Raw genomic sequence first — 20,692 nt, forward strand, 5'->3', positions numbered from 1 at the left:
TCGCATGGTTCACACGCCGCGGCGGCGCTCGGCGCGTTCGCGCATCTCGGCGGCTGCCTTCTCCATTTCGGGGGTGAGTTCGAAGTGGCCACCGAATTTGTTCAGGGAGCCCGGCGGATATTCGGGGGTGGGGAGGATCTGGCGGAGCAGCGGGTCGGGGAGACCGCGGCGCTGCCATTCGCGCGGATAACCGAGCGAGACCTCTTCGAAGCGGACACCGTCGTAGTAGGAAGTGCGCGGGATGTGCAGGTGTCCGTAGACCGAGCAGACCACGTTGTAGCTGGTGTGCCAGTCGGCGGTGAGGTCGGTGCCACACCAGAGCGCGAACTCCGGATAGAAGAGCACGTCGGTGGGTTGCCGGACAAGCGGGAAATGGTTGATCAGGACCAGCGGGGTTTCCGGCGGCAGCGCGTCGAGCCGGCGCTTGGTGGCCTGCACACGAGCGTGGCACCAGGCGTCGCGGGTCAGATACGGATCCGGCGAGAGCATGAACTCGTCGGTCGCGACGACGTTGCGTTCGCGGGCGATGGCCAGGCCCTCGGCCTTGGTGGTGGCGCCCTTCGGCAGGAACGAATAGTCGTAGAGCAGGAACATCGGCACCAGCGTCACCGGCCCGCCGAACTCCTCCGCACCCGCGCCCGCCCACACCGGGAACGGATCCTCCGGCGTCACCACATCCAGATCCCGGCAGATCGACACCAGGTAGTCGTACCGGGCGGCCCCATGCATCTGCACGGGATCTTTTGGCGTGGTCCACAATTCGTGGTTCCCCGGTACCCAGATCACCTTCGCGAACCGGCTCCGCAACAACTCCAGCGCCCACCGGAGATCGTCGGTCTTCTCCCCCACGTCCCCGGCGACGATCAGCCAATCCTCCGGCGAATCCGCCGTGATCTGCTCGACCACCGGCCGATTCCCCTGGTGCCCGACATGAATATCGCTCACCGCCATCAACTTGGGTATCACCACACCCACATTGGCACACCCGCGACTACAGCCGCGCACCGACCGGCTCCGAAAAGGGTTCGTCCCCGGGAGATCGACGTCCTATCCTTCGACAGGTGAACCTGACCGGGCTATCAGAGATGTTCCGGGACGATTCGCAGCGACGTCGCGCCGGCTGGTTCGTGCATCAACGCCTGGCCGACGACCGCAAGCAGCAGGAATGCCGATATCTGATGCGGTTCTGCTGGCAATTGCTGACACCCGGGCACAACGTCACCGAACAAGAGCTGGCGGAACACGTGGATCCCGTCAAACTCGCCGCCGTCCACGGGCTCGTCACCGCCATCATGACTTCGCCGGACGAGGTCGACGAATGGCTCGCTGTCGCGGATATCGAGTACCCGGTCATTCAGGATCGCGGCTCCTGGGGTGACCGCGAAGGACAGATCGGTCTCACGTAGCCCAGTGGAGTCGCGCTGTTGAAGCAAACCCCGAGGCGATGGTGAGAGCGCCGTTGGGTTGGCGGCGGCAGGAAGCGACAGCAAGATGACACGGAGTGAGAGTCGGCTGGATGAGGACGCCACCATCGATTTCGTAGCGGGTGTTGGTGACTTTCCAGGAGGTGGCCTGGGGGTCGGTGGGGGTGACCGGCGGGGTGCCGGGGCGGGCTACGACCATGACCTCGGTGACACCGGTGGGCCAGTCGAAGGTCAGGCGTCCGTCGTGGATGGCGAGATTGCTGACGGTGGGAATGCCGCTCGGAGTCGGCTCGTCTGGGAGTGCGACTGGCTCGGCAGCGGACTGCGGGGACGTGCCTGACTGAGACGACGTCGCGGAATCCGCCTCTGGAGCAGGCTGTTCCGAATCAACCCGGCCCACCAACGGTGGGAATTGGGCCCGCTGGCTCGCTGGAACGTCTTGGGTTGTACCGACGGGCTCCGACGACGACTCCTGCCGATTCGTGCTGCCGGGGTGGGTTTCCTGGACCGGCTGCTCAGGCTGTGGCACTGGAGCCGGGCGGCTCGCGTCGACGTTGGGGGTTGGCGCAGGGGGTGGGGCGTCGGAGCGGGTGAGGTCGGAGTAGCGGCCGGCGACGGCTGCGACGACGGCGTAGATCGGTTGGCCGGTGGGTGGGGCGCCGCCGTCTTCGAGTTCGGTGGTGCGGGTGCGGCCGACTGTGCGCCAGGTGCCGTCGGGTTGGAGGCGGGTCACCTTGTAGTCGGCGTTGCCGGTGGGTGAGGGGGTCCAGGTGACCAGGACCGAGCCGGTGGTCAGGCGGGAGGCGTGGACGCTGGCGGGGGCTTCGATCGGGGTGGCGGCGAGGGCGGCGGCCGCGTCCGGGTGGTCGGCGCAGGCGGATTGGGCGGCGAGGAGGGCGCGGGTGCGGTCGTGGGGCGGGGCGGAATTCGCTTCGGCGACAAGGCGGTCCGCGGTGGCGATGGCTGCTCGGGCCTGGGTCAGCAGTTGGTCGAGGGTGGTGGTCTGGCCAGTGGGTGGCGGGACGTCGGAGGCGTTGCGCTGGAGGTATTCCAGGTGTTCGGTGGCTGCGACGAAGCGTTTGGCGGCGCAGGCGGCAGTGGCGTCGCGCCAGTGGTTGGCGGCTTCGGCGAGGACTCGTTCGACTTCGTCGGCGACCGGGCGGATGGGGGTGGCGCCACCGTTGGCGCCCGCGTCGAGCTGTCTGGCTTCGGCGACGTGGCGTGCGGCTTCCTGGGGGCGGCCGGACCGCAGTGCGGCGCGCGCGGCTTTGAGGGGCTCTTCCCATTCGCGGGAGGAGCCCGCGCTCGACGCGCGGTGCGCCGTTCGGGACCCGGACGCTCTGGCATGGGACACGGGCGGCGGGGCCGAAGCGGATCGCGCTGCCGGCGCACCGCTTTCGATGCGGGCACCGAGCGCGCCCGCGATTTCGGCGAGCAACCGAATCGCTTCGGCTCGGTCGAGCCCGAGTTCGATCGCCTCTTCGAGCAGGAATTCGTAGTCCTCGCCGACCAGCTGGTCTTCCACCAGGACCGCGGCGCGGATCTTCGGGCGCAGTTCGGCGGCAACATCTTCGGTGATCGTCCGAACGTATTCCGCGGCTACCGCGGGACCGGCCTCGAGCAAATCCTGGACGTGCACCAACAGTTCGTCGAGCACGACTCGGACGCGGCCGGGCGGCAGTTCCCGGGCTCGGGCGCGCAGCGCGTCGGCGCGCAGGCGGATCTCGTTGGTCTGCGTCGACTGCGCCGGATCGAGCTGGAGCAGCGCGAAAAGTGTTGGTGTGGGCGGGCCTTCGAGCAGCCGCTCCCATTCGCTGAGAAGCTGGCGGATCTGTTTGCGACGCTGGTCGGTGAGCACGGTCGGTGTCGCCGGAGCTTGGTCCTCGATGACGCGGTGGCGGTGCAGGCGTGCGGCGACCTCGGCGGCGGTGAGCCCGCCCATCGCGCCGATCTCCTCGAGACCGGCCACTTTTCCGGCGGGCACCCCGCCGTAGCGCTGCACCAGCCGGGAGATGGCGGTGTCGAGCATTTCGAATCGTTCGGCGTCGCGCTGCTCCCGTTCGTTGCGGACACGCAACGCTTCGGCACGGCGAGAACCGCTGTACAGCAGCAACTCCGAACGCCGGTCATGCCCATCTACCAGCAGGCCGACGAGCACCCGATACTTCGGATGGTCACGCTGTTTCTGCCAGAAGCCCCACACTTCTTCGACTCGCGCGGAAACCTCGGCATCGCTGAGGGTTTCGGCTTCGTCGAGCGGAATGTCGTAGAGCTCGAACGGATCCGAGAACTCGATACCGCCGCGGCGTTCGACGTCGGCGAGAACGCGTTTGCGGTAGTCGTTGGGGACGAACGCTTCCATGGCGGCTCAGCTCGCGCGGCGCCGGGAACGCTGCACCTGATCCAGCTCCCGGGCAACTTCGGACTGCGAGAGTGTGGCGCCGGTCTGCGCGGACATGGTCAGCGGCATGTCGGCGTCGACGTGGTGCGCGGTGACGTGCAGCACGCCGTCGAAGCCCATCTCGAAGGTGACGCGGACTTCACTGCCTGCCGGATATCCCGGCGGGATGCCCGCAATCTGGCCCTCGACAAGCACTTTCGCATCCTCGGGCCGCATCGACGCAGCCTGACCCTGCTGTTCGACGATGGTGAGCTTGATCTGATCCTGGTCCTGGCGGATGGTGCCGAAGGATTTGCGCACCCGCACCGGCAGTGTCTGATTGCGATGCACCAGCCAGGCCGCCGACAGTCCGTAGAAGTCGTCCATCGCGAGGACACCGAACCCACGCGAAACCACGGTGTCGACTTGGATTTCCAGCATCCGGCGGACCAGGCCCACCGGCTGGCCGAAGGACGCCGCGACCCGGGCGACCGCCTGGTCCAGATCGGACGGGGAGGCTTCGGTCAAGAGCGAGCCGTCACGGAGCCGGCCACGCGTCACCAGATCCGCGATGATCAGCCGTTCCAACTCCAGCTTCTCGCCGTAGAGCGCCGCACCGCGCGCCACCGACAGGTCGGGGTCGCGTAGCTCACCGGTCAGCCCCAGCTCGGCCTGGAGTTCCCGCGCCACCATCGGCATCCGCGAGGAGCCACCGACCAGCAGCAGCCGATCAACCGTGGCGACACCGCGTTTGCCCGCGGCGGCCAGACAGTCCTTGGTGAGGTCGAGGGTGCGCCGCATGAGCGAGGACGTCATCGATTCGACCTCGTCGCGGGTCAGCGAGATCACCGCGCGGGCGCCGTCGTGCGCGACCACCACATCGGTGCGCTCGACCTCGCTCAGCTCACATTTGGCCCGTTCGGCGGCCAGCACCAGCATCTGCGAACCCGCCGAATCATCTAGGGGGTCCTCGGCATCCGGGTTGGCCGCGCAGAACTGCTGGGACAGGTACAGCGCGATCCGCTCGTCCCAGTCGGCGCCGCCGAGCTGATGATCACCCTCCACCGCCAGCACCGAGATGCGGCGGTCGGCGAGTTCGATGACGGTGGCGTCGAAGGTGCCGCCGCCGAGGTCGTAGACCATGACCGTCTCGCGGGCACCGGTTTTCCCGACGTCGACGCTGCCGTCGAGCCGGCCGAAGCCATAGGACAGGGCGGCGGCGATGGGCTCGGACAGCACGCCCGCCACGTCGAAGCCCGCGTAACTGCCCGCCTGAATGGTGGCGCGCCGCTCCTCGTCGCCGAAGTAGGCGGGCACCGTGATCACCGCGCGCTGCACCGGGCCGCCACCGCCGAATTCGGCGTCGGCGGCGAGACTCTTCAGGATCAGCGCCGACACTGCGGGCGCGGACCAGCTTTCACCATGTGCGGTGAACCGCCAGTCGGTATCGCCCATCCGCCGCTTCACCAGCGCGCACACATGCTCCGGGTCGAGCCGGGCCTGCCGTCGCGCACCTTCACCGACCAGATGATCGAACGCGGACGCGAACAGCACCACCGAAGGCACCGTCGGCTCGCCGTTCATCCCAACCATGACTTCTGGACGACCGTCGGCGTCGATCCGCGCGATTGCCGAGTTCGTTGTGCCCAGATCGATCCCGTAGACCCCCATGGAACGCGATGGTAGCAGCCGAATCCGACCCCGGCCCAGCGGCCGACCAGCCAATTCCGCTGCCGCCCCGCCCCTTCCAGGGCGGTGCGCGTTATCGTGCGGATATGTCTGAATCAGTCGCGCAGCACGCCGGGGAATTCGACGGACCGACGAGCCCCATCCGGCGGTCACCCGCCGAACCGGAAGCCGCCACTGCGCAACCCGATCCCGTACAGCAGACCCTCACCCGCCTGGTGGAACAGATCGAAGACCTGTCCCGAGTGATCGCCCGCCAAGCCGCCACCATCGAACGCCTCACCGACGACGCCAAGGCCCGCGCGCAACTAGAACGCGCAGGCGCGGACCTGCCCCTGGTGGTCGAACTGTTCGCCCTGCACAACGACTCGGTGGCGTGCGCCTCGACCGCCGAATCCGACCGGGAACGAGACGCTTTCGCCGCCGTCGCTACCCGTGTTGAACGACTACTGGCCGGCCGCGGCGCCGTCCTCGTCACACCCCGCCCCGACGACCCCTTCGATTCCCTCACCATGGAAGCCACCGACGTCGCACCCACCGCCGACCCCGCGGCAGACCGCACCATCGATGCCCTGATCCAGCCGGGCCTGTCGGTCTCCGGCCGCTCGATCCGCCCGGCAAGCGTGGTCGTCCGCCGTCACCGTCCCGCTGACTGAGGGTGGCTTGATCACTCCGCACGAAAATGCCACCGGACGGGTGGATAACTTGCTCCGTCAGCGAACCCGTTCGTAGGGGTGCTCGGGCCGCTCGATCGGCTGATAGTCGGTGACGGCGAGAGTTGGCGTCAGGTCCGGGTCGCGTTGGGCGCTTTCGGGTTCCACTCGGCCGCGGATTTCGAGCCAGGTGTCCTCGGCGAATTGCTCGGGGATTCCGGTGAGGTGGACGCGGACGTAGCGAGCGTCGGCGACGCAGCAGGTGATGGCTACGCGGGCCAGGTCGGTGCCGTCGGAGCGTTCGCTGCGGAGGACGAAGCCGCGGATCAGTACCGTCCGTTCGTCCAGCGAATGCAGGGAGTCCAGGGTTGCGCGGGCGACCAGCTCTGAGATCGACAGTGCTGGAGCGGGCTCTGCGGGCAGTGGTGGGAAGGGCCAGGATTTCGGTTGTGCGCCAGGCGCATCGGCGACCCGGACCGGTGCGGTGGTTTCGGCGGCGCCCGCGCCGAGGGCCGGCGGGGTGATCAAGAGCAGGGACGCGACCGGGATCAGGAGTAGCCATTGGGCTCGGCCGGTGCCGTGTTCGTGGCCGGGAGTCGCTCGCCCGCTGCGGATGTCGCGGCCGATGGCGATCAGTGCGAGCGCCAGGATGAGGATGCCGCTGAGGAGAAGGAACGGGTACAGGCCTGGTTTGACGTAGTTGAGGTAGGTGCCGTCGAGGGTGATCATCAGGATGGCCGCACCGATGAGCAGGAGCAGCAGGTTCTGGGCCTCTCGCTTCACCGGGCACCGCCGAGGAAGAGGTATCCGGCGACAGTGCCGCAGGTGACCGCGACCGCAAAGGTCAACGGGGAGAAGCGGATCGCGAACAAACGGCCGAAACTGCCTGCCTGCATGGCGAACAGTTTCACGTCGACCGCGGGGCCGACCACCAGGAACACCAGACGCGGGAGCAGCGGCAAGCTCGACATGCTCGCGGCGACGAAAGCGTCGGCCTCCGAGCACAGCGCCAGCACCACCGCGAGCAAGGCCAGGACCAGGATCGCGATCAGCATCTGGCCGGCGAGTTGCTCGTACCAGGACGGCGGGACCAGCACGTGCAGCGCGGCCGCGGCGGCGGCCCCGAGGACGAGAAACGCTGCGGCCTGCAAGAAGTCGTGCCGCGCGGCCTCGGAGAACACCTCCCACCGAGTTCGCCCGGTGACGCAATGATCGTGTCCGCCACGCGGGATCATCCACCCGGGCCGCCCGATGCGCGACCAGATCAAGCCCATCACGATCGCGGTCGCCAGCGAACCGACGAACCGCGCCCCGACCATCCCCGGCTCCCCCGGAAACGCCACCGCCGTCGACACCAGCACCACCGGATTGATCGCGGGCGCCGACAGCAGAAAAGCCAGCGCCACCGAACTCGGCGCACCCTGATCGATCAAGCGGCGCGCCACCGGCACCACACCGCACTCACATCCGGGCAGCGCCATGCCCGCCAGGCCGGCCACCCCGATCGCCGCGGATTCGTTGCGCGGCAACACCTTCCGCAATACCGCGGGCGAAACGAACGCCGCGATGCACCCACTGACCAGCACCCCGAGCACGAGAAACGGAACCGCTTGCACGAACACCCCGACGAACACCGTCACCGCCGTCTGCAACCGCGCGACCGACCCGACCGCCGACGCCAACTGCGTCTGCACCAGCGCCCCGACCACCAGCAACCCGACGAGCACATAGGTCGACGACACCCTGTCCCACATCACGCGCACCGGCTGCTTCTCGAGCATTCCCACATCTTGCCAGTACTGAATATCGTTTCCAGGTATGCCTTCCGACCGAATTCATCTGCGGACTCGCACGCGCGGCTGGCCGGACACGCCACGCATCCGGTCGCGAGCGGGCATGATCGTGTGCATGCAGCGACTCGAGCTCACGCAAGCTCCGGCGGCGTATGCCTGCATGATCGTGCGCAGGCCTGTTGCGGAGGCGTTCCGCGCCTTCGCCGACCCGGCTGTCACCTCCCGGTTCTGGTACAGCAAGAGCAGCGGGCCGATGGTGGCGGGGGCCGAATTACGTTGGGAGTGGGAGACCTATGGGGCCTCCGCCGACGTCAAGGTCCTCGACGTCGATCCGGACCGCTCGATCCGGTTCGAGTGGGGCAACTACGAACAGCCGACCACCGTCGAGGTGAAATTCGCGCCGCGCGAAACGGGAAGCACGTTCGTCGAAGTCACCGAAACCGGATTCCAGGGCACGGGCGACGAGCTGATCCAGTGGGTGAACGACACGGTCGGCGGCTTCTCCACCATGCTGTGCGCGATGAAAGCCCTGCTCGAGCACGACCTCGAATTAGGCGCCGTCACGGACCATCATCCCAGCTGAACAGCCCGTGCAATTCGCGGCTGTCGCTAGGCGCTCCCGGCGGGGACATCGGCTCCGACCCGAGCCCACCGCCCCGACAGAGCTCGCCACACCACCGCGGCCAGGCGCAGGATCATGAAGGCGACCAAGCCCGTCCAGATTCCAGCGATGCCCCAGTCGAAGATCAGGGACAGCCAGATGGCCGGGAGGAATCCGACAAGTGCGGCGCCCAGCGTCGCGGTTCGAAGGAAAGCCGCGTCGCCCGCTCCGAGCAGAACACCGTCCAGGGCGAAGACGACGCCCGCGACCGGGATGATCGCGACGAAGAACCACCACGCGACGCCGGTGCGGTCGAGGACCGCCATATCGGTGGTGAACAGCTTCGGGATCACGTTGTAGCCCGCCGCGAAGCACCCGGCGAGGACGAGCGCGAACACCGTCGACCACTCGGTGATTCGCCGCGCCAGCCGTTTGGCGCCGACGGCGTTGCCCGCGCCCAGTGCCGCGCCGACCAGCGTCTGGGCTGCGATAGCAAGCGAATCCAAGGTCAGCGCCAGGAAGGTCCACAGCTGCAGGACCAGCTGGTGCGCCGCCACCGACGCCGCCCCGAACCTGGACGCGACCGCCGCCGCCGACACAAAGCACGCTTGGAACGCGAGACTACGAGCGATCAGGTCACGGCCCATCACCAGCTGCGCCTTGATCACCGACCATTGCGGCGCGAGCGAAACCCGCTCGCGCACCAGCGCATACAGGAACAGCACGCCACTGACCGCCTGCCCGACCAGGTTCGCCACCGCGGACCCGGGCAACCCCATCCGCGGCGCCCCCAGCAAACCGTGCACCAGCACCGGGCACAGCACCCCCGAAAGCACTAGGCCCGCAACGACATACACCAGCGGCCGCATAATGTCCTGCACCCCGCGCATCCACCCGTTCCCCGCCATCGAGATCAGAATCAACGGCACCCCGAACACCGCGATCCGCAACCACAGCAACGCCTCCCCCGCGATATCACCCCCACCGGCGATCGCATTGGTCAACGGCACCGCGAACACCTGCACCACAACGACAATCAACGCCCCCACCACCACCGCGATCCACGTTGCCTGCACCCCCTCGGCCACCGCCCCGCGATCATCCCCCGCCCCGTGCCGCCGCGAAGCCCGCGCCGTCGTGCCATAGGACAAGAACGTCAACTGCGAACTCACTTGCGCCAGAATCAATCCGCCCACCGCGAGCCCCGCCAACGCCAGCGCCCCGAGCCGCCCCACCACAGCCATATCGAACAGCAGATAGATCGGCTCCGCCACCAGCACCCCGAGCGCAGGCAGCGCCAACCCAAGAATCCGCCGCGGCCCCACCTCCGCCGCCGAATCAGACCCGCCATCCGCTACCGACCGCTGCTGACCCACACCAAACCTCCCGACGAAGTAGATCTCCGCCAACTCGCAAGCCGAGGACCATCCGCCAGCCCTCGCCTGAACAACCCGAACTCCCCCACCCAACCACCCGGCACCGACAAGATCCGCCCATTCCCACGCGACGCGCGGTCCCGCCTCCGCCCTACGGCCGCACCGGCTTCGATCCGCAACCGGCCACCGACTCACCGGGTTCCTCTCGCTGCCCGGGATGCGGCCCAACGAGCTCACCCTGGGACTCGACCCTGCGGTTGAAGGATGCTGCGTTCCACATGGCGGCGGAAGGGTTACGCGGCGGAAATGGCTGCGCCTGTCATCACATGGGCGGAGCGGGAGGTGCCCGGCGTGCCGGTGGCCGCTGATATTACGGAGTCCAACGAGCCGTCACTCCGCGTCGCCGAGCGGCTCGGGTTCGAGGTCCATACCGTGGAGGAATTCGGCGGCCAGCCCTCACTGCATATGCGCCGCTGAGCGTATTTCGTTGCGGGACCGGCGGTTCAACCGAGTGCGGCGAGCAGGGCCGCGACGATGTCGTCGGGACTGCCGTAGGTGGTGTAGCCCGCCGCGTAGCGATGCCCACCGCCACCGAGTGCGGTCGCGACTTCGGCGACGTCGATACCGTCCCGCTTGCCGGGTCCGGAGTCGCGGGAGCGCAACGACACCGTCCAGCGGTCCTCGATGGTGCGGGATTCCTTGAAGACCGCGGCGATTCCGGCTTCGGTGGTGGTGCGGACGATGTCGATGACGCTCTCGATTTCCTCGGAACCGACGCCGGTTTCATCCGCACGACGGACGAAGACGTAGGCCAGGCCGGTGCCGCCGCGGACGGCGGGCTCCAGGCGGGCGGTACCGAGGACGCGCGCCAGCATCGGCAGCCACGCGAAGGGGTGGGTGTCGAGCAGGGTGCGGGCGATCTCGGGGCCGTCGATGCCGGTGGCCAGCAGGCGTTCGGCGAGGGCGTGGGTGCCGGGGCGAACCCAGCGGAAGGAGCCGGTGTCGGTGACCAGGCCGGCGTAGAGGCAGTGCGCTATGTCGGCGTCGATCGGTTCACCCCAGGCGTCGAGCAGGCGCGCAATGACCGCGGTCGTGGATTCGGCGTCGGGGTCGATCACGCCGACGGTGCCGAAACCGGTGTTGGAGCGATGGTGATCGATCACCAGAGTTGTTGTGGCGCCGGCCAATCGGCTAGCGAGCGCGCCGAGCCGACCGGCGCTGCCGCAGTCCACGGCGATCAGCAGGTCGGTTTCGGCCGGGACCTCGGCGGGCGGCACCAGATGCCGCAGCCCCGGCAGTGTGTGCATGGACAGCGGGAGCTCGGCGGGTTCGGCGAAGGACACCCACACCGGGATCCCACGCCGTTCCAGCACCAAAGCCATGGCCAGACCGCTGCCGACGGTGTCGGCATCCGGCTGCACATGACAGACGATGGTCACCGACCGCGCCCCGTCCAACGCCGCTATGGCGGCGTCGAATCGCATCGCGGCAGGAGCGGCCCCATCCGCGACAGCGTGGGTCAGACCCGCACCGATCCCCACCCCACCGACGACCGCGCCCGGACCGTGCGGCATCGCACCGATCCGATCGTGGCCCTCCCCCGCCGGGCTCTCGCTGAGTGTCATTCCCGCCCGTTACTCGCCGTCGCGCTCGACCTTGTAGGGGTCGGCGTCGCCCGCGGGTGTGGCGTTCGCCCGTGCCGCCGCGACTTCCTCATCGAGGGCCCTGGCGCGTGCCAGCAGTTCCTCCATGTCGCGCGCGACCTCCGGAACCTTGTCGAGCACGAAGGCCAGCGTGGGCGTGAATTTTATGCCGGTGCCCGCGCCCACCTTCGAACGCAGTACGCCCCTGGCCTTTTCCAGGCCGGCGGCCGCTGCGGCGTAGTCGGGTTCGGCGTTCACCGTTTCACCCATGACCGTGTAGTACACCGTGGCGTCGCGCAGGTCACCGGTGACTTTGGCGTCGGTGACCGTGACGAAGCGCAGCCGCGGGTCCTTCACCTCGTGATCGATGGCGGTTGCCACGATCTCGGAGATCCGCTTGGCGAGTCGGCGTGCCCTGGCTTGATCTGCCATGGCCATCCCCTCTCTAAAAATTCAGTCTTCGGGTCCGAAGATACGCCGGCGCACTGCCAGCAACTCTAACTCCGGACGTGCCGCCACGGTGCGTTCACACCGATCGAGCACCTGGGTCAGATGGTCCATGCCGGAGCTGACCAACGCCACCCCCAGCAACGAACGACGGTAGCGGTCCTGTTCCCCGCCCTCCGCGGCGCTCACGCCGAAACGTTGCAATTCGGCCAATATCGGCCGGATCACCGAGCGCTTTTCTTTCAGCGAATGAACGTCGCCGAGCAGGATGTCGAATTCGAGCGCACCAAGAAACATAGAAACCCCCGTTCGCTGTGTGGATGGACGAACGCCGCGCTCCCGGAGTTGCGCCGGGAGGCGCGGCGTTCAGGTTCGCGGTGCGAACCACTATCCAGCGGCGACGGCCCCTCTACCACGGGGGGAGGTCGGGACCGTCGCCGTCTAAACCACGAGAGCTATCAGTCGCGCGGCTTTTCGCGCATTTCGTAGGCCTCGATGATGTCGCCATCCTTGATGTCGTTGTAGGTCAAGGTCAAACCACATTCGAAGCCCTCACGGACCTCGGTGGCGTCGTCCTTTTCCCGCTTCAAGGAGGAGATCGTCACGGTCTCGGCGATCACGACGTTGTCGCGAAGCAAGCGCGCCTTGGCGTTGCGCTTGACCGAACCCGAGAGCACCATGCAGCCGGCGATGTTGCCGACCTTCGACGAACGGAAGATCGCGCGGATCTCGGCGCGGCCCAGCGGGACCTCTTCGTAGATCGGCTTGAGCATGCCCTTGAGGGCCTTCTCGATCTCGTCGATGGCCTGGTAGATCACCGAGTAGTACCGGATGTCCACGCCTTCGCGGTTGGCCAGCTCGGTGGCCTTGCCCTCCGCGCGGACGTTGAACCCGATGATGATCGCGTTCGAGGCCGAGGCCAGGTTGACGTTGGTCTCGGTGACGCCACCGACACCGCGGTCGATGACCCGCAGTCGAACTTCGTCGTCGATCTGGATCTGCATGAGGGCTTCTTCCAGCGCCTCCACGGTGCCGGAGTTGTCGCCCTTGAGGATCAGGTTCAGCTCCGAAGTCTCCTTCAGAGCGGCATCCAGATCTTCCAGGCTGATCCGCTTGCGGGAACGCGCGGCCAGTGCGTTGCGCTTACGCGCATTGCGGCGGTCGGCGATCTGGCGAGCGATGCGATCTTCTTCGACGACGATCAGGTTGTCACCCGCGCCCGGCACCGACGTGAAGCCGATGACCTGGACGGGACGCGACGGCAGCGCGTCATGGACATCCTGGCCGTGCTCGTCGACCATGCGGCGCACACGACCGTAGGCGTCGCCCGCCACGATCGAGTCGCCGACCCGCAGCGTGCCGCGCTGGATCAGCACGGTGGCCACCGGGCCACGGCCGCGGTCCAGGTGCGCCTCGATGGCGACACCCTGGGCGTCCATGTCCGGGTTGGCCCGCAGGTCCAGCGAAGCATCCGCGGTGAGCAGGACCGCTTCGAGCAGTGCGTCGATGTTGGTGCCCTGCTTGGCCGAGATGTCGACGAACATGGTGTCGCCACCGTATTCCTCGGCCACCAGGCCGTATTCGGTCAGCTGCTGCCGGATCTTGTCCGGGTTCGCGCCTTCCTTGTCGATCTTGTTGACCGCGACCACGATCGGCACGTCGGCCGCCTGGGCGTGGTTGATGGCTTCCACCGTCTGCGGCATGACGCCGTCGTCGGCGGCGACCACCAGGATCGCGAGGTCGGTCGCCTTGGCGCCACGGGCACGCATGGCCGTGAAGGCCTCGTGACCCGGGGTGTCGATGAAGGTGACCAGGCGCTCGTTGCCTTCCAGCGAGGTCAGCACCTGGTAGGCGCCGATGTGCTGGGTGATGCCGCCGGCTTCGCCCTCACGGACGTTGGCCTTACGGATCGTGTCGAGCAGTCGGGTCTTACCGTGATCGACGTGGCCCATGACGGTCACGACCGGCGGACGCGACTCGAGATCTTCCTCGCCGCCCTCGTCCTCGCCGTAGGTGAGGTCGAAGTTGGCGAGCAGCTCGCGGTCCTCGTCCTCCGGGCTGACGACCTGCACGACGTAGTTCATCTCGCCGCCGAGCAGCTCGAGGGTCTCGTCGTTCACCGACTGGGTAGCGGTGACCATTTCGCCGAGGTTGAACAGGGCTTGTACCAAGGCAGCCGGGTTCGCGTCGATCTTCTCCGCGAAGTCCGAGAGCGAGGCGCCGCGGGCGAGGCGGATGACCTCGCCATTGCCACGAGGCAGCCGCACGCCACCGACGGCGGGAGCCTGCATCGACTCGTACTCGGCGCGCTTCGCCCGCTTCGACTTACGGCCACGACGGACCGCGCCACCGGGACGACCGAACGCACCGGCCGCGCCACCACGGCCACCGGGACCACCCGGGCGACCGCCGCCGCCACCGGGACGTCCACGGAAACCACCGGCCGCGGGAGCACCGGCACCGGGAGCACCGGTACCGCCACCTGCACCGCCGCCGCGGTAGCCACCGCCACCGCCGCCGCCACCGGGACGACCGGCACCGCCACCGGGGCGACCTGCGCCACCGCCGGGACGACCCGCACCGGCTCCGCCCGGAGCCGGACGAGCCGAACGAGCAGGCATGGCACCGGGATTCGGACGCGGCGGCATCGAGCCGGGGCTCGGACGCGGACCACCGGGACGGGGACCGGCACCCTGGGCAGCGGCCGGGCGGGGACCGCCCTGACCCTGACCGGGACGCGGACCACCCTGACCCTGACCGGGACGGGGACCGCCCTGACCCTGGCCCGGACGCGGACCACCCTGACCCTGACCGGGGCGGGGACCGCCCTGACCGGGAGTCGGACGCGGCGCACGTTCACGCTCGGGAGCCGAAGAGAAGGGGTTGTTACCGACGCGCGGGGTCTTCGGACCCGGCTTCGGGCCACCCGGACGCGGAGCCGCGGGGGCCGCAGCGGCGGGACGCTGCTGCTGACCCGGCTGCGGAGTGGCCGCGGGGGTGGTGGGGCGCGGACCGGCCGGAGCCGGAGCCGTCTTGGGCGCTTCGGCGGCCGGAGCTGCCGGAGCGGCGGCCGGACCCGGCTTCGCGGACGGACCGGGGCGAGCGCCCTCGGCCGGACGCGGGGCAGCCTGGGCCGGAGTCGCGGCAGCCGGAGCCGCGGGAGTACTGGCGGCCGGAGCCGCCGGGGTCGCGGCGGCCGGAGCCGGGGCCGCGGGCTTGGGACCCGGGCGCGGACCGCCCGGTGCGGGCTTCGCGGCCGGCTTGGCCGACGAAGCGGGGCCGGGCTTGGACCCGGACTTGGATTCGGTGCTGGGGGCGCTCTTCGCCGCCACCGATTCGCGCAGACGACGTGCGACGGGTGCTTCCACCGTCGAGGACGCCGATTTCACGAACTCGCCCTGCTCCTTGAGCTTCGCGAGTAGTTCTTTGCTTGTGACACCGAGCTCTTTAGCCAACTCGTGCACGCGGGCCTTGCCTGCCACTGCTCTCCTCTGTCTGAGGTCGAGCAGCCCCGCCGTTTCAGGGGACGGCGGCCCGCACGACCTCGGGTTATCTCCGACGGACGTTCATCGTTGGTACTTCACGGTGTGCTCATGAGTGCTCGTGCCTGTTCTCGAGGTAATGCTCCAGGGCTGAGATATCCAGATGTCCGGACACTCGTAGTGCTCTGCCGAATGCTCGGCGTCGCTCTGCCGCGGTCAGACAAGACGAAAGGGGGTGCAACCAGGCACCCCTCCCGGGAAGTCTGCGCCGAGGATCCGGAACGATCGCGACGATACGGGATCCGTCAAACGTTTCCCGATCTTGTGCCACGATCCGCAACAGATCGACGGCCAACTCGCGCTTCCGGCATCCGATACACGTGCGCACCGGAGCCGCCCGAGGGGCCTGCTCATTGGTGCGTTCTTGCAAAGGAACCGAAGGCTCGCGCTGAACCTGGGACCACTCTACCGCCGACCCGGTCATTACGACGAACCCCGCCCCTGCGGAAGTTACCAACATGTCATCCCGGCGGCCCGATTCGTGGCCGCCGTCCTGCGTTTCGGTCAACCGCGCTGTGCCTCCGACCGCACGCTTTCGCCCATGTCAGGGGCGGCGTCGCTGCGGATATCGATGCGCCACCCGGTCAAACGCGCCGCCAAGCGAGCGTTCTGGCCTTCCTTGCCGATCGCCAGCGAAAGCTGGAAGTCCGGCACCACCACGCGGGCGGCCCGCGCCTCGGCGTCGACGACGGTGACCGATACCACCTTCGACGGGGACAGCGCATTGCCGACAAAGGTCGCCGGATCCTCGGCCCAGTCGATGATGTCGATCTTCTCGCCGGCCAGTTCGCTCATCACATTGCGCACGCGCTGGCCCATCGGGCCGATGCACGCGCCCTTGGCGTTGACGCCGGACACGGTCGAGCGCACCGCGATCTTCGAGCGATGCCCGGCCTCGCGCGCCACCGCGACGATCTCGACCGAGCCGTCGGCGATTTCGGGAACCTCGAGGGCAAACAGGCGGCGAACAAGATTCGGGTGCGTCCGCGAGAGCGTGATCTGCGGGCCGCGCGGGCCGCGGGACACCCCGTAGACATAAGCCTTGATGCGATCGCCGTGCTCGTAGGTCTCCCCCGGCACCTGCTCGGCCGACGGAATCAGCGCCTCGGTGCCGTGCAGTTCGCTGCCGATCCGCACCACCACGGTGCCGCGGGCGTTGGCGCGCGCGTCGCGCTGCACCACACCGCCGACGATGTCGCCCTCGTGCGTGGCGAACTCGCCGAAGGACTTCTCGTTCTCCGCGTCACGCAGCCGCTGCAGCACGACCTGGCGCGCGGTGGTGGCCGCGATCCGGCCGAAACCCTCAGGGGTGTCGTCCCATTCGGAGATGACATTGCCGTCCGCGTCGAGTTCGCGGGCCATCACGCGGACGGTCCCGGTCTTCTGGTTGATGTCGATGCGGGCGTTGGGCTGGTGGCCCTCGGTGTGCCGGTAGGCGGTGAGCAACGCGGACTCGATCGCGGAGATCACCGTTTCGATCGAGATCCCCTTATCGGCGACTATCGCGCGCAGGGCTTCGATTTCGATGTTCATTCCACGATCCCTTCGGATGCTGATTCGGATGAGAGGTCTTCGGGTTCGGAACCGGGTAGTGGCTTGCCGGGTGCGATGCCGCCGGCCAACTCCAGTTCCTGGGCGCCGGGCTGGTTGAACTCGACCTGGACCACAGCCTCGGCGATATCGGCCAGGGCGACCGTCACCAGGTGCGGTTTGACTTTGCCGCCGAGCACCAAGGCGATCTTCTCGCCGTCGAGCGCACCGACGCGAGCCTCGAACTTCGAGGCGCCGGCGGCCTCGGGCGAGGTCGCGTCGCCGCGTAGCTTGACGCGGACCTTGCGGCCCTGCGCACGCCGCCAGTGCCGGTCCGCGGTGAGCGGACGGTTGATGCCCGGGGTGGTGACTTCCAGCAGGTACGCCGTCTCGCCGAAGTCGCCGGCCGCGTCGAAGGCCTCGGAGATCTCGCGGCTCAGCGCGGCGACGCTGTCCAGGTCGATCGCCGCGTCGCTGTCGACGACGACCTTGACCCGATACTGACCCGGATCGCCTGCCTCCGATTGCTGTCCGGCAGTGGCGATCTCAACGCCCTCGAGGTCGAGCCCTCGGCGTTCGACGAGCCCAGCTACTAGCTGGCTCACCCTTTCCTCGGTCGGCATCGGCATCTGGGGCGGCTCCTGGTTCAGTTGTGACGAGGGGAGAAAGTTTCTGTACCGAAGATCTAGCGTAACGCGCCCGGAGAGTGTAAAGGACCACCCACCGTAGGCAAGTTTGCTGGGTGCGTCACACGCGCACGTCCTGATCTATCGCGCCCGCGCCGCCACCGGATCGGTCGAGGGAATCTGGCACGATGGTGCCGTGCCCATCCGCCTCCTCGCCCCGCATGCCGGGTGCTCGCCCGGCCACAGTACTGGCTTCACCCGCCGCACCGCACTCCGGTTGGCCGGTGGCAGCGCTCTCGGTGCGCTCACGCTCGGTGCGACCACGGCCTGCGGCGAGGAGCCGCTACAGGCGCCGGATCCGCTTGCCGCGCAGGTCACCCTGGCGAAAGCCGACGCCGCGGCCGCGACCGCCGCGATCGCCCTGGCCCCCCAGAAACAAAGCGCACTGAACACCATCGCCGCCGAGCGCACCGCGCACGCCGAGGCGATGCAAGCCGAAATCGACCGCGTCATCGGCGTTTACGGCGACGGCACCACCCCCGTCCCCCGAACCCGCACCGCGGCCACCCCCTCCGGCGCGGCCGCGGCAGGCACGACCGGTACGCAGGTACCGCCGACCGCACCACCGAGCCTCGACCAGTTGCGCGATCAACTCGCCCGCTCCCAGCACTCGGCGGCCGACCTGGCCCGCGCACTCTCCGGCTACCGCGCAGGCCTCCTCGCATCCATCAGCGCGTCCTGCGCAACCGAAGTGGGGGTCCTGCTCGCATGACGACCGGACAGCAACAGGCACTACTCGACGCCCTCGACGCCGAGTACGCAGCGGTGTACGCCTACGGCGTAATCGCGGCCTACGCCAACACCGACCGATCCCGACTGGTGTCGGAATACGTTGCGGCACACCGAGCCCGGCGAGACTCGACCATCGACGCCCTAAAACTCGCTGGTGTCGCCGTCCCCGCCCCGGACGCCGCATACACAACACCGTTCCCGGTCGACGATCCGATCCCGGCAGCGAAACTTGCCGTCACCGTCGAAAACGACTGCACCATCGCATGGCGCGCTGTCGTCGAACGCGCCGACACCGCCGACGTCCGCCGCACCGGCATCGACGCCCTCACCGAATCAGCTGTGCGCCAAGCCACTTGGCAGGCAATCCTGGGAACCAATCCCCCGACAGTCGCCTTACCCGGGAAGCCCTGACGAATCCCCTTGCCCCCGCGTCACCTGGGGGTTTCCCAGTACATCAGGGCGAACGCCGAGCGCAGCGAGGCAAGCCCGAAGCAGTGCGGCACCGGGGAAGCGAAGCGCCCCCGGTGCCCATCCGAAATCAGTAGGCGGGACGAAAGCCGAGCGACAGCGAGGCTTCGTCCCGACTACCACCCCTTCCGGACTCAGTAGGCGGGACGAAAACCGAGCGTCAGCGAGGCTTTGTCCCGACTACGACTCGGATTCCAGCCATGCGCCCGGGGCCACCGCGTAATGCGCTGCCCAGCAACCCGACTCGCGCGACCAACCCGTACTTACGCTTCATCAGTTCGACGTAATGCACACTCTCGGCGGGTGCCAGCACCTCGGCGAAACCATGCACCGGTTCGCTGAGCGGCTTGCCGCGCCAGTCGCAGGAGGCGACCGTCACCCGACCCTCATTGCGGATTCGCTTCACCTTCCCGGCGTCCGCCGCGCTCCACACCGCCAGCGCCTGACCGTCGCGCATCACCCAGACCGGCGTGGGAACCGCCCTGCCGTCCCGACGGAACGTGGTGAGGAGCAAGTACTTTCCGGCAGCCAACTCGCCCAGCGCCGTGTCGATCTTCTTCATAGCCCTATACTAACCAGTTAGTTAACAGGCTGGTCCGCAAGAACCGCCCTACGACGCGGCTGAAAGGAATCCCATGGGGCGATTCGTCTGGACCCTGCTCGCAGGTTTCGCATTCGGCACCCCCGCGGTCCCTGTCGGCCTCTCGCTCTCGCTGCCCGGCCCGGTCGCGCTGTTCGCGGTGCTGCTGGGCGCGGCGTGCTGTGTGGTCTTCGCGGTGGTCGCGATGGAACGCGCCCGGTGGCACTGGCAGTCCTGGCGCGGCCGCCGGAAATCGGGCGAGATGCCCGCAACGGACGCCCGGCTCTCCGGCGCTACGGGGCGGCGGGCACGGCGAGTCCTCGACCGGTACGGCGTGGTGGGCTTCGGCCTCGTAGGGCCCGCGCTCTTCGGCACCTGGGGCTCCGCCCTGCTCGGCGCCGCGCTGGGCATCCCGCGCTGGCGGCTGATCGGCTGGCTGATGACCGGAATCGCGCTCTGGTGCACGGTAATGCTGGTCGCGTCGGACGCTGCCTTCGCCGTTTTCCGGATCGGATGACCCGCCAGGACCACGCGGTGCACGAATACAACTAACCAGTTAGTCCCAATTACGATGGCCCACATGTCCCGAGCCGACGCCACCAAGGCCCGCATCCTTCAGGCCGCGACCGATGAATTCGCCACGTACGGAATCGCCGGAGCCCGGGTGGACCGGATCGCCAAGACGGCGGCGGCCAACAAGAACCTCATCTACGTCTATTTCTGCAGCAAGGACCAACTCTTCGACGCGGTCTTCGACGCCCACGTCACGCACGGCCTGAACTCGGTCCCGTTCACCCCCGACAACCTCCCCGAGTACGCGGGACGGCTCTTCGACTACTGCCGGCAGCACCCCGAGGTCATCCGGCTAGCCACCTGGCACCGGCTGGAGCGCGGCGACCAGGACCCGGCCGTCGCGTCACCGGCGCGCGACGCCAAGCTGGAGGCGCTCGCCGCTGCACAGAAGGAGGGCGGCATCGGCTCCGACTTCTCACCGGCCGCGCTGCTGACCCTTGTCCTGAGCATTGCTCTCGCATGGAACCCCAGCAATGCCACCAGCATGCCCGCCGCCGCGACCGAGGCCGAGAGCGCCGACGACCGCCGCCGCGCGATCGTCGAGGCCGTGCGCCGACTCCTGTGATGTGACCGTCGGC

The 20,692-nt window shown here is 68.3% G+C and carries 22 protein-coding genes; 8 read left to right on the top strand and 14 right to left on the bottom strand.

Going from position 1 to position 20,692, the window contains the following annotated elements:
• Nucleotides 1-9 precede the first annotated feature (9 nt).
• Entirely contained in the window at nucleotides 10-966 is a 957-nt protein-coding gene (locus IBX22_RS06680) for a metallophosphoesterase (protein ID WP_194814462.1), read from the bottom strand.
• 95 nt (nucleotides 967-1,061) lie between these two features.
• Between IBX22_RS06680 and IBX22_RS06685 the strand changes: the two genes are divergently transcribed.
• Entirely contained in the window at nucleotides 1,062-1,406 is a 345-nt protein-coding gene (locus IBX22_RS06685; protein ID WP_194814463.1) for a hypothetical protein, read from the top strand.
• Here the strand turns inward: IBX22_RS06685 and IBX22_RS06690 are convergent.
• Nucleotides 1,399-3,786, bottom strand: coding sequence for an Ig-like domain repeat protein (locus tag IBX22_RS06690; protein WP_194814464.1), 2,388 nt, complete (start codon nucleotides 3,784-3,786; stop codon nucleotides 1,399-1,401). The two genes, IBX22_RS06685 and IBX22_RS06690, sit on opposite strands and share 8 nt — an antisense overlap.
• Nucleotides 3,787-3,792: 6 nt before the next feature.
• Nucleotides 3,793-5,475, bottom strand: coding sequence for an Hsp70 family protein (locus IBX22_RS06695; protein ID WP_194814465.1), 1,683 nt, complete (start codon nucleotides 5,473-5,475; stop codon nucleotides 3,793-3,795).
• 104 nt (nucleotides 5,476-5,579) lie between these two features.
• Here IBX22_RS06695 and grpE point away from each other — a divergent pair, with 104 nt between their 5' ends.
• On the top strand, nucleotides 5,580-6,146 hold the full coding sequence (gene grpE, locus IBX22_RS06700; RefSeq protein WP_194814466.1) for a nucleotide exchange factor GrpE: 567 nt from the start codon (nucleotides 5,580-5,582) through the stop codon (nucleotides 6,144-6,146).
• Nucleotides 6,147-6,203: 57 nt separating this feature from the next.
• On the opposite strand, the gene IBX22_RS06705 is transcribed toward grpE, so the two are convergent.
• Both IBX22_RS06705 and IBX22_RS06710 read right to left on the bottom strand, forming a co-directional pair.
• Entirely contained in the window at nucleotides 6,204-6,926 is a 723-nt protein-coding gene (locus tag IBX22_RS06705; RefSeq protein WP_194814467.1) for a TIGR03943 family putative permease subunit, read from the bottom strand.
• A complete protein-coding gene (locus IBX22_RS06710) occupies nucleotides 6,923-7,924 on the bottom strand; it encodes a permease (RefSeq protein WP_194814468.1) in 1,002 nt (333 codons plus the stop codon). The genes IBX22_RS06705 and IBX22_RS06710 overlap by 4 nt, the downstream gene beginning before the upstream one ends.
• Before the next feature lie 127 nt (nucleotides 7,925-8,051).
• On the opposite strand from IBX22_RS06710, the gene IBX22_RS06715 reads away from it, so the two are divergent.
• Nucleotides 8,052-8,519: an SRPBCC family protein gene (locus IBX22_RS06715; RefSeq protein WP_228538226.1), complete on the top strand. Its 468-nt coding sequence runs from the start codon at nucleotides 8,052-8,054 to the stop codon at nucleotides 8,517-8,519.
• A gap of 26 nt (nucleotides 8,520-8,545) precedes the next feature.
• Here the strand turns inward: IBX22_RS06715 and IBX22_RS06720 are convergent, their stop codons facing one another.
• Nucleotides 8,546-9,862 (bottom strand): MATE family efflux transporter, encoded by a 1,317-nt coding sequence (locus IBX22_RS06720; protein WP_309234578.1) that lies wholly within the window; start codon nucleotides 9,860-9,862, stop codon nucleotides 8,546-8,548.
• 315 nt (nucleotides 9,863-10,177) lie between these two features.
• Here IBX22_RS06720 and IBX22_RS06725 point away from each other — a divergent pair, with 315 nt between their 5' ends.
• On the top strand, nucleotides 10,178-10,390 hold the full coding sequence (locus tag IBX22_RS06725; protein WP_194814470.1) for a GNAT family N-acetyltransferase: 213 nt from the start codon (nucleotides 10,178-10,180) through the stop codon (nucleotides 10,388-10,390).
• Between the two features lie 26 nt (nucleotides 10,391-10,416).
• Here IBX22_RS06725 and IBX22_RS06730 read toward each other — a convergent pair whose 3' ends face one another.
• From IBX22_RS06730 to rimP, 7 genes are all read right to left on the bottom strand, one after another.
• The gene (locus tag IBX22_RS06730; protein WP_194815630.1) at nucleotides 10,417-11,397 is read right to left on the bottom strand and encodes a bifunctional oligoribonuclease/PAP phosphatase NrnA; all 981 of its coding nucleotides are present in this window, start codon (nucleotides 11,395-11,397) and stop codon (nucleotides 10,417-10,419) included.
• A 150-nt stretch (nucleotides 11,398-11,547) separates the two neighbouring features.
• Nucleotides 11,548-11,988 (bottom strand): 30S ribosome-binding factor RbfA, encoded by a 441-nt coding sequence (gene rbfA / locus IBX22_RS06735; protein ID WP_194814471.1) that lies wholly within the window; start codon nucleotides 11,986-11,988, stop codon nucleotides 11,548-11,550.
• A 21-nt stretch (nucleotides 11,989-12,009) separates the two neighbouring features.
• On the bottom strand, nucleotides 12,010-12,300 hold the full coding sequence (locus IBX22_RS06740; protein WP_194814472.1) for a DUF503 domain-containing protein: 291 nt from the start codon (nucleotides 12,298-12,300) through the stop codon (nucleotides 12,010-12,012).
• A 161-nt stretch (nucleotides 12,301-12,461) separates the two neighbouring features.
• Nucleotides 12,462-15,485, bottom strand: a complete 3,024-nt coding sequence (gene infB, locus IBX22_RS06745; RefSeq protein ID WP_194814473.1) for a translation initiation factor IF-2 — start codon at nucleotides 15,483-15,485, stop codon at nucleotides 12,462-12,464.
• A gap of 109 nt (nucleotides 15,486-15,594) precedes the next feature.
• Complete coding sequence (locus IBX22_RS06750) at nucleotides 15,595-15,969, bottom strand: YlxR family protein (protein WP_194815631.1); 375 nt, start codon at nucleotides 15,967-15,969, stop codon at nucleotides 15,595-15,597.
• Between the two features lie 80 nt (nucleotides 15,970-16,049).
• The gene (gene nusA / locus IBX22_RS06755) at nucleotides 16,050-17,078 is read right to left on the bottom strand and encodes a transcription termination factor NusA (protein WP_194814474.1); all 1,029 of its coding nucleotides are present in this window, start codon (nucleotides 17,076-17,078) and stop codon (nucleotides 16,050-16,052) included.
• Nucleotides 17,075-17,704 (bottom strand): ribosome maturation factor RimP, encoded by a 630-nt coding sequence (rimP, locus tag IBX22_RS06760; RefSeq protein WP_194814475.1) that lies wholly within the window; start codon nucleotides 17,702-17,704, stop codon nucleotides 17,075-17,077. Before rimP ends, nusA begins: the two co-directional genes overlap by 4 nt.
• Before the next feature lie 193 nt (nucleotides 17,705-17,897).
• Here rimP and IBX22_RS06765 point away from each other — a divergent pair, with 193 nt between their 5' ends.
• Both IBX22_RS06765 and IBX22_RS06770 read left to right on the top strand, forming a co-directional pair.
• On the top strand, nucleotides 17,898-18,473 hold the full coding sequence (locus IBX22_RS06765; RefSeq protein WP_309234460.1) for a hypothetical protein: 576 nt from the start codon (nucleotides 17,898-17,900) through the stop codon (nucleotides 18,471-18,473).
• The gene (locus IBX22_RS06770) at nucleotides 18,470-18,904 is read left to right on the top strand and encodes a ferritin-like domain-containing protein (protein WP_194814476.1); all 435 of its coding nucleotides are present in this window, start codon (nucleotides 18,470-18,472) and stop codon (nucleotides 18,902-18,904) included. The genes IBX22_RS06765 and IBX22_RS06770 overlap by 4 nt, the downstream gene beginning before the upstream one ends.
• Nucleotides 18,905-19,121: 217 nt before the next feature.
• On the opposite strand, the gene IBX22_RS06775 is transcribed toward IBX22_RS06770, so the two are convergent.
• Nucleotides 19,122-19,523: a PPOX class F420-dependent oxidoreductase gene (locus IBX22_RS06775; RefSeq protein ID WP_194814477.1), complete on the bottom strand. Its 402-nt coding sequence runs from the start codon at nucleotides 19,521-19,523 to the stop codon at nucleotides 19,122-19,124.
• 73 nt (nucleotides 19,524-19,596) lie between these two features.
• On the opposite strand from IBX22_RS06775, the gene IBX22_RS06780 reads away from it, so the two are divergent.
• The gene (locus IBX22_RS06780; protein WP_194814478.1) at nucleotides 19,597-20,058 is read left to right on the top strand and encodes a small multi-drug export protein; all 462 of its coding nucleotides are present in this window, start codon (nucleotides 19,597-19,599) and stop codon (nucleotides 20,056-20,058) included.
• Nucleotides 20,059-20,121: 63 nt separating this feature from the next.
• Nucleotides 20,122-20,679, top strand: a complete 558-nt coding sequence (locus IBX22_RS06785) for a TetR family transcriptional regulator (RefSeq protein WP_194814479.1) — start codon at nucleotides 20,122-20,124, stop codon at nucleotides 20,677-20,679.
• Nucleotides 20,680-20,692 lie beyond the last annotated feature (13 nt).

It is taken from the genome of Nocardia sp. XZ_19_385 (assembly GCF_015355755.1).
In the GTDB taxonomy this organism is placed as follows: Bacteria; Actinomycetota; Actinomycetes; order Mycobacteriales; family Mycobacteriaceae; genus Nocardia.